11 protein-coding genes are annotated in these 13,966 nt (G+C 61.4%); 5 read left to right on the top strand and 6 right to left on the bottom strand.

What is annotated here, in order from left to right:
- The first annotated feature begins 58 nt into the window (after window positions 1-58).
- From BEN48_RS01065 to BEN48_RS01080, 4 genes are all read left to right on the top strand, one after another.
- Complete coding sequence (locus tag BEN48_RS01065; protein ID WP_070732063.1) at window positions 59-883, top strand: universal stress protein; 825 nt, start codon at window positions 59-61, stop codon at window positions 881-883.
- Between the two features lie 453 nt (window positions 884-1,336).
- A complete protein-coding gene (locus BEN48_RS01070; RefSeq protein ID WP_070732065.1) occupies window positions 1,337-1,543 on the top strand; it encodes a hypothetical protein in 207 nt (68 codons plus the stop codon).
- Between the two features lie 106 nt (window positions 1,544-1,649).
- Window positions 1,650-1,925 carry a hypothetical protein gene (locus BEN48_RS01075; protein WP_070732067.1) on the top strand — a complete coding sequence of 92 codons (276 nt, stop codon included), beginning with the start codon at window positions 1,650-1,652 and terminating at the stop codon, window positions 1,923-1,925.
- Between the two features lie 157 nt (window positions 1,926-2,082).
- Window positions 2,083-3,105, top strand: coding sequence for a mechanosensitive ion channel family protein (locus BEN48_RS01080; RefSeq protein WP_070732069.1), 1,023 nt, complete (start codon window positions 2,083-2,085; stop codon window positions 3,103-3,105).
- Between the two features lie 24 nt (window positions 3,106-3,129).
- On the opposite strand, the gene BEN48_RS01085 is transcribed toward BEN48_RS01080, so the two are convergent.
- The 5 genes from BEN48_RS01085 to BEN48_RS01105 all read right to left on the bottom strand — a co-directional run bounded on the left by BEN48_RS01085 (window position 3,130) and on the right by BEN48_RS01105 (window position 9,750).
- Window positions 3,130-4,401 carry a cation:proton antiporter gene (locus tag BEN48_RS01085; protein ID WP_070732071.1) on the bottom strand — a complete coding sequence of 424 codons (1,272 nt, stop codon included), beginning with the start codon at window positions 4,399-4,401 and terminating at the stop codon, window positions 3,130-3,132.
- Window positions 4,402-4,458: 57 nt separating this feature from the next.
- On the bottom strand, window positions 4,459-5,373 hold the full coding sequence (locus tag BEN48_RS01090; RefSeq protein WP_070732073.1) for a mechanosensitive ion channel family protein: 915 nt from the start codon (window positions 5,371-5,373) through the stop codon (window positions 4,459-4,461).
- A gap of 206 nt (window positions 5,374-5,579) precedes the next feature.
- Entirely contained in the window at window positions 5,580-6,119 is a 540-nt protein-coding gene (locus tag BEN48_RS01095) for a DUF421 domain-containing protein (protein WP_070732074.1), read from the bottom strand.
- A 158-nt stretch (window positions 6,120-6,277) separates the two neighbouring features.
- On the bottom strand, window positions 6,278-8,143 hold the full coding sequence (locus BEN48_RS01100) for a mechanosensitive ion channel family protein (protein ID WP_094122909.1): 1,866 nt from the start codon (window positions 8,141-8,143) through the stop codon (window positions 6,278-6,280).
- A 290-nt stretch (window positions 8,144-8,433) separates the two neighbouring features.
- Complete coding sequence (locus BEN48_RS01105) at window positions 8,434-9,750, bottom strand: DUF389 domain-containing protein (protein WP_158010067.1); 1,317 nt, start codon at window positions 9,748-9,750, stop codon at window positions 8,434-8,436.
- A 436-nt stretch (window positions 9,751-10,186) separates the two neighbouring features.
- Here BEN48_RS01105 and BEN48_RS01110 point away from each other — a divergent pair, with 436 nt between their 5' ends.
- Complete coding sequence (locus BEN48_RS01110) at window positions 10,187-10,564, top strand: rhodanese-like domain-containing protein (protein WP_083320639.1); 378 nt, start codon at window positions 10,187-10,189, stop codon at window positions 10,562-10,564.
- Between the two features lie 150 nt (window positions 10,565-10,714).
- On the opposite strand, the gene BEN48_RS01115 is transcribed toward BEN48_RS01110, so the two are convergent.
- Window positions 10,715-13,813 (bottom strand): efflux RND transporter permease subunit, encoded by a 3,099-nt coding sequence (locus BEN48_RS01115; RefSeq protein WP_070732076.1) that lies wholly within the window; start codon window positions 13,811-13,813, stop codon window positions 10,715-10,717.
- Window positions 13,814-13,966: the final 153 nt, after the last annotated feature.

The raw sequence follows: 13,966 nt of genomic DNA on the forward strand, positions 1-13,966 counted from the left end.
GTCACGGGCCATGTGGTTATTTGCCCTTGATGCTGCTCCACACTTTAAGCTGTGCCCCATGACCCCTGCTCTGCTGATTCTTACCGACTTTTTTCGGGCTGCCAACCAGGCGCTTGATTACGCCACCAACCTGGCCGGCCCGCTCGGGGCCCGACTGGTGCTGCTGCACGTGCGCCGCGATTCCATCCTCGACTCCGAGCTGTTCACCGGCGAGCTGTCTGACCTGAGCAAGGAAGCTACGGCGATGGCACTGAGCCAGGTAGCCACTGGCCTGGCCGTGCCGGTAGTTGTCGAAGTAGGGCACGGCCGCGTGGCCTTCGCCGTGGCCGATGCCGTGAGCCGGCACCACCCGCTGGTGGTGGTGATGGGCCGGCCCGACTATTCGGCTACCCCCGACGAGCTGGTGCGCACCACCGCGCTCGACCTCCTGCGCACGGCGCCCTATCCCATGCTCATTGTGCCGCACACGCTCACCAGCACGGTGCTGCCCCGGCGCGTGCTGCTGGCCGTCGACGGGGAGGAGTTCACCGTAGGGCCGCACGCCGGGGCCATGCGCCACATCTCGCGCACGCTGGGCGTGGAGCTGACGGTATTGCACGTGACGCCAGATGCCGCCGACGACGTGTCGGAGGACGAGGTAATGGCGTCGGTGCAGCGCACCGGGCTGGGCCTCGACTTGCCCGCCCCCATGCGCTTCCGGCGCGTGGTGGCGGCGAGTCCGGCCGAAGGAATATTGCACGCTGCCCAGGCCGGAGGCGCCGATTTGGTGGTGGTGCTGGCGCGCCCCCGTAGCTTCTGGGGGCAGCTGTTTCACCACAGCGTAACGGCCGAAGTGCTCCTGCACAGCCCGGTGCCCGTGCTGGTGCTGCCCACCCTCGCCTGAAACCGCCGCGGGGGCAGCGCCTTGTCTTTAGCCCGCCGGGAGGACCCGGGCTACGTCGCCGCCCCTCAATTTTGAACTGTTGCAGAAATTAGTTTTCAACCATTTATTCTGAAAATCAAACGGTTTAGTGTCTGGTAATAAAGTTGTTGCACGGGTTAGGTGGTGCCGGTTCCGACACTGGCGGTTGGGGGCGCTAGCCACACCGTTTGCGCTATATAAAACTGACTCTAAGTGCGTTTGGATTGTCTATTATTGATATGCTGCAAAAATTTTACCGCTCCTTCAAACACTATCAATCAGAACAGTACGGCTACATAAATCGTATAGCATTGTATAAATTTCGTCTATATTTAAAAATAAATATCTTCACACCCTTCATTTCGTACTCTGATGAAAAAGTCCATTTTACCCATCACTTTCCTGTTTGCCGCTACACTTCTTGGGGGTTGCTCAATGGGGAGCTCCATCTCCTCCGACACTAATTCCAACAACCCAGCCGTGGCCCAGCAGGCCCAGAAAATTCAGGAGCTGCGAGCGCAGGTGAAAGCCCAAAAGGAGATATCTGACGCCGAAAAGCAAAAGCTCAACGGGTTGGAGCAACAGCTCAAAGGAGCCGAGCAGAACCTGAAAGGCGTGAAAACGCAGGCCAAAGCGCAGTAGCTCTGCATAAATGAAGGGGTAGCTCCGGGGCCTGGCCACGGGACCACCCCAAATGTGGGCTACCTGCGCAGGCTTGCCCAACCCTCTCTTTACCCTTCATATTGCCATGACTTTCTTCCTGAAAACGGCCGCAGTGCTCTTGTGTCTTTCTGCCACCGCCTGCCAGTCAGACAACACCACCGACCTGGCTGCCGACCTCAACTCATCTAATCCGGGCGTGGCGGCACAAGCCAGCAAAGTGCAGCAGCTGCAAGTGCAGCTGGAGCAGCAGCAGGCCACCATTGAGGCCGAGAAACAAAAGCTCCAGGCCATGCAGCAGCAGCTGGATGGCGCCCGCGAAAACCTGACGGGGCTGAAGCGCCAGACTGCGGCTACTCAGTAATTGAAACGCGTACCTGCCCAGCGCCAGTGCTCGCGACGCGGGCGGCTATTTGTTGCCTTTCTTACTTATTGAGGCCTCATTGGCGGCCGCCGAATGCTTAATAATGGGACTTGGGTCTAATTCAATATCCCCTTTCCAGACACCACAGTAGGATTTTATGGATTTTTCGATTGCCTGGCAGAAAATCAACCAGATAGGCCGCGATTTTATGCTGCTGCTGCCAAACCTGCTGTTTGGCATTGTGGTGTTTGTGGTATTCTACTTTGTGGCGCGCGGCGTGCAGTCGCTGGTGGAGCGGGTGATGAGCCGCAAGGAGAACCATAATCAAGGCCTGAAGACGTTGCTCCGGCGGCTCAGCTTCGTGCTGGTGTTGATTCTGGGGGTGCTGGTTACGGTTACCATCATGGTGCCCAGCTTCACGCCCGCCAGCCTGATAAGCGCGCTGGGCATTGGCGGCGTGGCCATTGGCTTTGCCTTTAAGGACATCTTCCAGAACTTTCTGGCCGGGGTGCTGCTGCTGCTCACCGAGCCCTTCAAAATCAACGACCAGATTCGCTACAAGGATTTCGAGGGCACCGTGGAAACGATTCAGACGCGGGCCACCACCATCAAAACCTACGACGGCCGGCGGGTAGTGATTCCCAACGCCGAGCTGTTCATTAACGCCGTGACGGTGAACACGGCCTACGATAAGCGCCGCCTGGAGTACGACATTGGCATTGGCTACGGCGACGACATTGCGCAGGCCCGTGAGCTCATCCTCGAAGCCATGCGCGGCGTGGAAGGCGTGCTGACCGACCCGGCCCCCGAGGCATTGGTGGTGGATTTGGCCGGCAGCAGCGTCAACATTCGGGCCCGGTGGTGGATAAACCCACCGCGCCGCGCCGACATCATGGGCGCGCACGACCGGGTGCTGGAAGCCATCAAGAACACGCTGGTAGCCCACGGCATCGACCTGCCTTTCCCAACGCAGCAGATTCTGTGGCACGACCAGACCGAAGTTACCGACGGCAACCGGCAGCTGCAGCGCGAAGGCTGGCCGGCCGGCTCAGGCCAGGTGCCCAAGTCGCGGGCTGAAGTGCGGCAGGCTCTTCAGGAAAAGCAAGCCTCCTCCGAAGCAGCGCCCCAGCCTGAAACCGACAGCCCAAAATCCGACGACTCGGAAGCCGACAAGCAATAAATTGCCCAATTGGAGGGACAAGGGTTAGTGGGGCTTCTCCTCCGGCTCGGCAGCGCCATCTGGGTAGAGCCGTCGGATGAGGCGCTCCAGCGTGAGGCCCTGCCCGATGACGGAGAACAGCACCACGGCGTAGGTAATGGCCACGATGACGCTTTTAAAGGGCACATCGTTGCTGATGGAAAGCGCCAGGGCCACTGAGATGCCGCCGCGCAGCCCGCCCCAGGTCAGCATAATGGGCGCTTTGCTGTCCAACGTGAGCCAGCGGCGGGCCAGCCGGTAGGGCAGCCACACGGCAATGTAGCGGGACAGCAGCACCAGCACAATGGCCAGGCCGCTGATAAACCAGTACGAGGCATCGAGCTGGATAACCAGCAGCTCCACGCCAATGAGCACAAACAGCAGGGCGTTGAGAATCACGTCGATGAGTTCCCAGAACTTGTCCACGTACTCCTCGGTCTGGTGGCTCATGGCGTCCTGCCGGGCCCGGTCGCCCACGAGCAGGCCCGCCACCACCATGGCCAGCGGGCCCGATACGTGCAGCCGCTGGGCCAGCAGGTAGCCGCCCATCACGGCGGCCAGGGTCAGAATCACCTCGGTCTGGTAGTGGTTGATGGAGCGCAGCAGCCGGTAGAGGCCGTAGCCCAGCACCAACCCAAAGAGCACCCCGCCGCCGGCTTCCTGCAAAAAGAGCATCGCAATGCCGCCCGCCCCAATGCTGTCGGGGCCGCCTAGCACAATGCGGTAAATGGTGGCAAACACCACCACGCCCACGCCGTCGTTAAAAAGCGACTCGCCCACAATGTTCAATTTCACGCTTTCCGGCAGCTTGAGGCGGGCCAGAATGCCCAGCACGGCAATGGGGTCGGTGGGCGAAATCAGGGACCCAAACAGCAGGCACATGGCGTAGCCAATTTCAAAGCCAAGCCAGTGGCTGATGTAGTACAGCCCGGTGCCGATGAGAAAGGTGCTCAGCAACACACCCACGAAGGCAAACAGCATCACCGAGCGGCGCTCCACGCGCAGCTGGGCCGCGTCGGTGTGGAAGGCGCCGGCGAAGAGCAGCAAGCTCAGCATCACGTCAAACAGCACGCGGTCGAAGTCGATGCTGGCCACGGTCTCGCGCGTGAGGGTAAACCAGGTGGGCTGCATGGCGCCCAGCCCCAGTATTACCAGCGAAAAAGCCAGAGATACCACCATGATGCCAATGGCATCGGGCAGCTTCAGAAACCGGGTATTGAGGTAGGCAAACAGCGCCGATACCACAATGAGCAACGTAATTAGGGTAAACAAATCCATAAGGAAAGCTAAGGGGGTTCTACAACTGCAATTAGGGTAGCCGGCGGCAGGGCCGTCTTACTGGCTTGGCGCTGGTAGCGGCGTGGAGGGCGGCGTCAGGCGCTGGCTGAGCTGGTCGAGCAGCGCCGGCGACACGTCCAGGGTGCGGATGGGGAAGGGGATGACGATGTCGGCCGCATCGAAGGCACGCTTGATGCGCATAATGGCCTCGCTTTTGGCTCCCACGTAATCTACCTGCTTTTTGTAGGGAATCCAGAAGCGCAGCATGAATGTGATGGCGCTGTCGCCGAAGCCGGTAAACATGACTTCTACCGGCCGGCCGGGCACCAGGTTCGGCAGGTCCCGCATGGCGGCCAGCACTGTGTCGCGCACCTGCTCCAAGTCGGAGTCGTAGCCCACGCCGCACTCCAGGTCCACGCGGCGGTGGGTGGTGACGGTGTAGTTGGTCACGGCGCTTTCCACCACCTTGCGGTTGGGCACGCGCACCAGCTCGCCGGTGGTTTGCCGCAGGTCCAGGGTGCGCAGGTTGATGCTTTCGATGGTGCCGAAAAACTTGTCGGTTTCAATGACGTCGCCCACCGTAAAGGGCCGTTGCACGGCGATGATGATGCCGCTGATGAAGTTGGCCGCAATGTCCTGAAACGCAAAGCCCAGCGCCAGGCCGATGATGCCGACACCGGCCAGCAGCGAGGTCACGGTTTTGTCGAGGCTGAGCACCTCCAAGGTGAAAAACACCCCCAGCAGCAGCACGCCCACATAAACGACGGTGCTCACCAGGTTGTTGAGGGTGGAATGTTGCGACATGCGCGGGAGCACCTGCGCGCTGAGCTGCCGCAGCAGCCGCGCCGCATACCACGTAGCCACCAGGATTACCAAGGCAATGAGCAGGTTGGGCAGCATCAGAATGAACTGCTGCAGCCAGCGCACCAGCTTGCCAGACAAAAGGGAGAACGCGCGTTGAATATCGGTCATGCAGAAACGTAGAGGAGAATGCCCATCCTACGGCTGAAGGGTAAGCCGGGGTTGGATATGATGAAGAACAGGGGGGCGGCAGACCGGTTCGGTCCGTTTCAGCGGCTGCGGAGCGCAGCTCTAAGGAATGTGGGGGGTGAACAGGCGCCGGCCGGGGAAACGCATGCAGGTCGCCGGCTTCTAACGGCCATGAAAACGGTGCAAAATCAGCGCGTCGTGCCAAATTGCGAAACCGTTTTTACGTCCTCAACCGTCAGCTTATTTCCCTTTTCTATCTTTTTGATAATTGTGATGTCACCCGTGGTCTCCAGAACTATCATTGCTATTTCATCCAAAACAGCTATCCCTTTCTGTCGGCTTGCACTATAGATTTCTTCCACGGTAATTCGCTCCTTTTTCATTGCCTGATGGAGAAAATCGCCGTTGTAAAAAAGCAGTGACGGGCTACTGGTAATTAATTCCTTGACGGTCTTTGTTCTGACAGACAGCCACGTAAGAACGAACTGGAAGCCAATGAGCAACGCAATTGCGGTGACCCCATCCGCCAGCGTAATGCTTTTATTGAGCGCCAGACTGGCTAGTATCGAGCCCAGCGCTATTGTGACGATAAAATCAAAGGCATTCATTTTGGATAAAGTCCTTTTGCCTGAGACTCTCAATAAAAGTATCATGGCGCAGTACCCCAGGGTGGTCAGGACAACCGTCCTCACCATGCTCTCCCAACTGTCGAACCAAATATGTTCCATAGTAAGGCGTTGAATTACCAGTGCTATTCGGGCAGGAAAAGGAAAAATCGATGGTACGTAGTTGGCTTGCCCAGCACCGCGTTTGGAGAAAAATCAATTCTTATACGGAAGTGATGCCCCATGCAGCGGCGTTACTGTCCCAAAAAAGGAGAAAGGCACTACTCCGGCCGCTCTACCCGAAACGGGGGCGCCTGGTAGTCCGGGGGCAGGTAGTCGGCCGGAATGGTGCTGTGGCTGCCGTCGCGGGCGGCGCGGTAGTGGGGCGACATGATTTCGACCCCGGCCGCGTTGAACTGGTCCTGAATGTGCTGGTGCATGCGCGAGTAGATGGCGGCCTGTCGGCTGGCCTCGCGGGTGTAGGCGTTGAGCTGGTAGCTCACGTAAAAATCGTCGAGGCTGGTTTGCAGCACAAAGGGCTTGGGCTCCGGCAGCACCCCTTCGGCCTGTAGCGCGGCGGCCACCAGCAGCTCCTGCACCTGCGCCCAGGGCACGTCGTAGCCAATGGTGACGGTGGTGTGCAGCACCAGGCCCAGCGTGGGGGCGGCGCTGGTGTAGTTGGTGGTGTAGCTGCTCATGATGGAGGAATTCGGGATGGTGATTTCCTCGTTCTTAATGGTGCGAATGCGCGTGACCAGCAGGTTTTTCTCAATGATGTCGCCCGTCACGTCGCCGATGCGCACCCGGTCGCCGAGCTTGTAGGCCCGCATGTAAGTGAGCACCAGCCCGGCCACAATGTTGGAAAGCGAGCCCGCCGAGCCAAACGTGAACAGAAAGCCCAGAAACACCGACACGCCCTGAAACACCGGCGAATCGGAGCCCGGCAGGTAGGGGAAAATCACAATGAGCAGAAAGGCAAACACCAGCACCCGCACTATCTGGTAGGTGGGGTTGGCCCAGTCGGGGTAGAAGCCATCCAGGGTAAGCCGCCCCAGCCGGATTTCCTCTTTCAGGAAATGCAGCCCCCGCAGAAGGTAGCGAAACAGCGTGACAATGACCACGATGGTGACCAGGTTGGGCAGGTAGTTCCAGAGCGAGAGCGCAATGCGGCGCAGCGGCGACAGCACGTACCCCAGCAGCGTATCGGCCACGTTCTGGGTGCCGGGAAATATGCTGAACAGCACCGGCAGCACCAGCGAGATGATGAGGAAAATGAGCACCCAGCGCAGCACGTTGGTGAGCAGCAGCACGCCCTCCACCACGCGGCGCGGCGTGAGCAGCTCGTAGTTGCCGAGGCGCGCCGCGCTAAACCAGGTGGCCTCCTTGCCCAGCAGCTTGCCCTGGAGCCAGCGAAACAGCCGGTTCACCAACCGCACCACAAAGAAGAAGGCCACCAGCACCAGTATCACCAGCCCTATTTCCTTGAGGATGTTGACCAGGCTGTGCTCCTTCTTGTAAGCCGTGACGGCCTGTACGATGCGCGCCCGGTACTGGCGGGCCAGCGAGTCGCGCGGCATGTTCATCCACAGCGCGTCGTTTTCGGAAACGCTCTGCACCACCAGCTCGCCGTACATCAGGTCAATGGTTTGCTCCGAGGGGTAGAGCTGCAGCGAATCAGCTTGAAAGCGCACGTTGGCTTCCAGGCGGCGCACTTTGTCGGCAATGAGCGCGGCCCGCTCGCGGGGCGAAAACGGCCCCAGCTTGGTGTACACCAGAAACAGCGTGTCCTGGTGCGGCACCACGGGGTAGCCGCGGGCGGTGCGCCGCAGCGAGTCGATGCGCAGGCGGGCCTGGGCGCGGCGCAGCGAGTCGGCGGCCCGCAGCGCGGTCAGCTCACGCTGCAGGGCTTGCTCGCGGGGACGGTTCTGGCCGTTTTTCAGCGTGCGCAACTCCTGCTGCAGCTCCCCGAGCCGGCTGGTTGTCTGCCGGCGTAGCGAGTCGAGCTGGCGCAGGGCGCGGGTGTCGGTGGTCAGGGCCGGGTCGCGGGCCGTGTCACCCGGCGTGCCGGGGCGGGTGGCCGGGGCAGTGGTTTGGGCCAGGGCCGGGGCACACAACCTAGCCCCCAGGCTGAATGCGAACAGCAACATGCTCAGGACAGTACGCCGGGATGAATAAGGACGGAATGGTAGCATTGAAGCGAGTTACGGACTCGGAAAACAGTGATTTGGAATGCCTTGCTCGTTTGGCCCCCGCGCAGCCGAAGTACCACGGGCTGACGAAAAAGCTGATTTAAAGACAATCCTGGTTTTCAGAAATATCATCAATAGCAGAAGGCAGAAGCAAGGTCCTCCCCTCCGCCCAAATGGCTCAGCTTATGGAAAGGTAGCGGCCGGGCCGTAATTTCCGAAAGCATGGTCTCGTTTCGGCTGGCCTGGCACTATATTTTGGAGGCGGGCTGCACCAGCAGCTGTATCAGCCGGCGTTTGCCGGCGCGCACCTGCAGCCACCGGCGCAGCCGCAGCTGCTCATCGGCCGGCAGATTTCCTACCGTGCGCACGGCCACAATCACCGTGGTATCGGCCCGCAGCGAGTCGGCGGCGGGCTGCACCAGGCGGCTCAGGCCCAGTTGGCGCACAGTGGGGTGCTCGGCCTGCACCTCGCTCAGCAGCGTCGAAGCGGTGGGAAGCCCCGTCAGTTCCGGGCCATCGCCCTGGGCCAGCATCTGCTGGAGCTGGGCCAGGCGGGTATCGTAGACGGCCATGGCCTGCTCGTTGCGGCTGCGCACGTCTTCCAGCAGGCTGATGCGCATGGTCTGGGCATCGACCGAGTCGAGCTGTGCCAGGCCCTGGCGCACCACCAGCTTGGTAGCCAGTAGCCGGTAGCGGGGCAGCGTGGCGCGGGCTTTGCGCAGCTGGGCGCGCGTGAGGCGCTGGCCCGCCAGCAGCACGTTGATGGTGCTTTCTTCGGCTACGATGCGGCGCGTGACCACGTAGGAGCCGGGCAGGTTCAGCTGCTCGTCGATAAACTGCTGGGCATTGTGCACAAACACTGTGCGCTGCACAATGCGCGCCGCCAGGTACACGCTGGGCCCGCCCGTGACCAGAGCCATGCCCCAAATGATGAGCTGCACCCGCCGCGCCCGCGGCCGGCTCACAAAGGTGTGGTGGGGCAGGGGCAGCACGCGGCTCACCAGGAACGTAGCCAGGCTGATGAACACACAATTGATGAAAAACAGGTACAGGGCCCCCAGCATAAACGACCAGTGCGCCGTGGCCAGCCCGTAGCCGGCCGTGCACAGCGGCGGCATGAGCGCCGTGGCAATGGCCACGCCGGGCACGGTGTTGCCCCGCTCGCGCCGAGTGAGGCCCACGGCCCCGGCTGCCCCGCCAAACAGGGCAATGAGCACGTCCCAGGTGGTGGGCTGCGTGCGGCTCAGCAGCTCGGAGCCGGCGTTGGTGAGGGGCGTAAGCCAGAAGTACAGGGCCGACACGAGCAGGCTGACGCCAGCCGCAAAAAGCAGGTTCTTGAGGCCGCGCCGAATCAGGTCGATTTCGACCGTGGCCGCCCCGAAGCCGATGCCCACGATGGGCCCCATCAGCGGGGAGATGAGCATGGCCCCGATGATAACGGCCGTGGAGTTGACGTTCAGGCCCACCGAAGCCACCAGGATGGCAAAGATGAGCACCCACAGGTTGGTGCCCCGAAACGACATGCCTTCCTTCACATCGGCCACAATGTCGGCCGGATCGGCCATATCGTGGGAAAGGTCGAAGCGCATCCGCAGCCACCGTAAAAAAGCCAGATTCATGGGTAAATGGTAAAGGAGCTAGTAAATAGAGCGTAGCCAAAGCTTGGCGCTCATACGCCGATGCGGCTGACGCTGGTTTGTGGCTTTTGGCCCCCGCGCACCGTTTTTTAGCGTACGGTTGAGCCAGGTGCCGCAAGGTCGGCATTCTATAGCTTATGCCGCGTGCCGGGCTGGGGCAGAAGGGGGGTAGTAAATTGCGCCTGCAACGGCCTTCACCGGGGGGTGGCTGGCTGGGTCTGAAGCCGCCTGCCATCACAGCACTGAACTTAAGCAAGGCCGAAAAGCCTTTTTACGTTACTCTCATTCATCATTCTTCCGGCGGGCAGGCATGGTTTCGCCTCACCAGAGACCCTGCTGCCTACCCCGTCACTTTCTTAATTATATGTCCTACTTCACGTTCCTGCTGCTTCCCCTTTTTGCATTTTTTGGTCTTTTTCAGGGCCCGGCGCCTGCTTACAAAAACCTTGCGCCCGCCCAGTTTTCAAAGGCCATGAGCCAGAAGGGCGTGCTGCTGCTGGACGTACGCCGGCCCGACGAGTTTGCGGGCGGCCACCTGCCCGGCGCGGTGAATATCGACGTGACTGCGCCCGACTTCGCCCAGCGCGTGGCAGCGCTCGATAAAACCCGCCCCACCTACGTGTACTGCCGCAGCGGTGCCCGCTCCACCAGGGCCGCCAATCAGCTCACCCAGGCCGGTTTTGTGCACATCTCCAACCTAATTGGAGGCGTACTGGAATGGCCTGAAAAGCTGGTGCGCTAGTCATTATCCGGCTTACAGGTTCTACGGAAATAAGTGGTGGCCGCCCAGCCCGCAGCGAGAACAGTATAGTTCGCGTTGCGGGCTGGGCGCCACCACTATTTAGGCCGCTGCCCCATCAGTTGGTAGCAGGGAGTTCCTAAGGCCGCTTGGCTAGGAGATTGTAGGCTCCGGTACTACTGGCCCCGCGCCCCTGGTGCGCCCAAACCCCCAATAGAGTGCCGGCATCCCCAGCAGGTTGAGCACCGTGGAGGTGACCACGCCGCCCAGAATCACCACCGACATGGGGTGCTCGATTTCCGAGCCCGGCTCGTTGCCAGCCAGGATGATGGGTAGTAGCGCCAGCACCGAGGTCAGGGCCGTCATAATGATGGGCGAAACCCGTTCCAGCGAGCCGCGAATGATGAGCTCCTTGCTGAAGGGCATGCCCTCCTCGCGCTCCAGGTGCTGGTAGTGGCTCACCAGCATGATGCTGTTGCGGGCCGCCACGCCCAGCACCGTGATAAAGCCCACAATGGAACCCAGCGACAGCACCCCACCCGTGAGAAACGCCGCCAGCAAACAGCCCGACACGGCGAAAAACAAGCTCAGAATGCCCAGCGTAGCCAGCCGTACGGTGCCAAAGTCAGTGTAGAGCACCAGGAAAATGCCCACCAGCGAGAGCATTACCAGCAGCGCCATGCGGTTCTGCGAGGCCTGCCGCTCGGCGTACTCGCCTAGAATTTCAGGGTGGTAGCCGGCCCCGAAGGCCACGCCATCCACCTGCGCCTGCACGTCGCGGGCCACCGAGCCCAGGTCGCGGCCGCGAACGTTCAGCGTCACGTCGATGCGGCGGGAAGAGGCTTCGCGGGTGATTTCGTTGGGCGTGGGCACGATGCGCACATCGGCCACTTCTTTAAGCGGCACGGCCCCGCCGCCGGGCAGGCCCACCAGCAACTCGCGCACGGCCCCAAAATCGGACCGCACGGCGGGCTGGCCCCACACGGCCACGTCGAAAATCTTCTGCTCCTGGTAGATTTCGCCCACCTTGCGGCCCTTCACCAGCGTACTGATGACCTGGAGCACGGTGCCCGGACTCAGGCCAAAACGCGCCGCGGCTTCGGGCTTGATTTTCACCTGAATCTGGGGCACTAGGGTTTGCTGCTGCACTTTCAGGTCGACTACGCCCTCCACGCTTTCCAGCTTCGCGCCCACTTCTTTGGCCTTGGTGTAGAGCTGGTCGAGGTCGGGGCCGAAAATGCGTACCACGATGGTGGCCGAGGTGCCAGTGAGCACCTCCTTGATTCGTTCGCGCAGGTAGGTCAACAGGTCGCGGTAGAGGCCGGGGTAGCCGTCGACCACAGTTTGGATTTTGGCTACCGTGGCCTCGTAGTCCACTTTGGGGTCCACGGAAATCCAGAGTTCGGTGAAGTTCGGACCCACGACTTCATCGGCCACTTCCGCCCGGCCGATGTGGGCACCGAAGTTGCGCACGCCGGGAATGGCGCGCAGCTCCTTGCTGGCCCGGATGGTGATGCGCGACATGGCCTGCAGCGAGGTGCCGGGCTTCTCCACCCAGTGCATCAGAAAGTCGTATTCCTTGAAGTTGGGCAGGAATTCCTGGCCAAAAAACGGCAGCGTGAGCATCGAAACTACGGCTATACCGGTCAGCGACCAGGCCACGCGCTTGGGGCGGGCCAGCAAGCCGGGCAGCAGCCGGGCGTAGTGCCGCTTGAGCCAGGCCACTACCGGCGCATCCTTGGAATCCTTTTCGGCAGCCTTGGGCAGCAGCAGCAGCGCCAGTGCGGGCGTGAGCGTAAGGGCCACAAACAGCGAGGCCAGAATGGCCAGCACATAGGCAAAGGCCAGCGGCTGGAAAAAGGCCCCCGACAAGCCCGGCAGCAGGAAAATGGGCAGCAGCACCAGCGCCACGATAACCGAGCCGTAAATCACGGCCGAGCGCACCTCCATGCTGGCCTCGTACACCACCGCAAATGCGGTTTTGGGCGAGCCCGCTTCCTTGTTCAGCCTCAGCCGGCGCATGATGTTTTCCACGTCGATAATGGCATCGTCCACCACCTCGCCCAGGGCAATGATGAGGCCGGCTAGTACCATCGTGTCAATGGTTTTGCCAGAGTAGCGCAGCGCCAGCGCCGCCGCAATCAGCGACGTGGGCAGCGCCAGGGCACTAATCAGGGCCGTGCGCCACTCGTAGAGGAAGAACAGCAGCACCAGCACCACCAGCACGCAGCCAATGAGCAGCGACTTGTTGAGGTTGCTCAGCGACATCTCAATAAAGGTCGCGGGCCGGAAGATGGTCGAATCGATTTCCAGCCCTTTCAGGCCGGGGCGCATGGCCTCTAGAGACGCTTCCACCTGGCGCGTCACCTCCAGGGTGTTGGCTCCCGGCTGTTTTTCCACGATGAGCAGCAGGCCGGGCACGTCGTTAATCACGGCGTCGCCGATGGGGGCGGGAAATCCTTCCACCACCTGGGCCACTTCGCCCAGCTTGAGGCTTACGCCGTTGCGGAACGTCACGGGCATCTGGGCTAAATCGGCGGCGTCCTGGATAGCGGCACTCTGCGATACGGCCAGGCGCTGGTTGGGCGAGTCGATGAAGCCGCCGCCGGCCAGCGTGGTGGCGTCGGCTGCGGCCTTTTCCACTTCGGCCAGCGTGAGGCCCAGCGTGCGCAGCTGCTCGGGGTTCACCAGCACCTGCAGCTGCCGGTCGCGCTGGCCCCAGATGGCCACGTTGGCCACGCCGGGCACGGCCATCAGGCGCGGGCGGATGCTCCAGCGGGCCAGCGTGGTCATTTCCACCTGCGTGAGGCTGTCGGAGGTAATGCCGATTTTCAGCACCCGGCTCGTGGACGACAGCGGCGAAAGCATCACCGGGGGCCGGGCCACGCCGGGCAGCGTGGGCGCCACCCGCGCCAGCCGCTCCTGCACCGCCTGCCGGGCGTTGTTGATGTCAATGCCCTGCGGGAAGTACAGCACCACCGACGACAACCCCAGCACCGATTTGGAACGAATTTTCTTCACATCGGGCGTGCCGTTCAGGGCGTTTTCCAGCGGCACGCTCACCAGGGCTTCCACCTCGGCCGTGCTCAGGCCGGGCGCTTCGGTCTGCACCTCCACGTAGGGCGGCGCAAACTCCGGAAACACGTCCAGCGGCGTGTTGCGCACCACCTGCAGGCCCACCACGAGCATCACCCCAAAGAGGATGACGACCACCAGCCGCAGCCGCAATGCTGATTCAATTATCCACTTCATTCGATAGTGTTGAAAGTGTATTTATCATAATAGGACGTCATGCTGAGCGAAGGCGCAGCCGCAGCCGAAGCATCTCTACCGCTTCGTTGTGCTGCTAATCAATCGACAGAATTACCACTGCGGTAGAGATGCTTCGACTGCGGCTGCGCCTTC

Source organism: Hymenobacter glacialis (assembly GCF_001816165.1).
Taxonomy (GTDB): Bacteria; Bacteroidota; Bacteroidia; order Cytophagales; family Hymenobacteraceae; genus Hymenobacter; species Hymenobacter glacialis.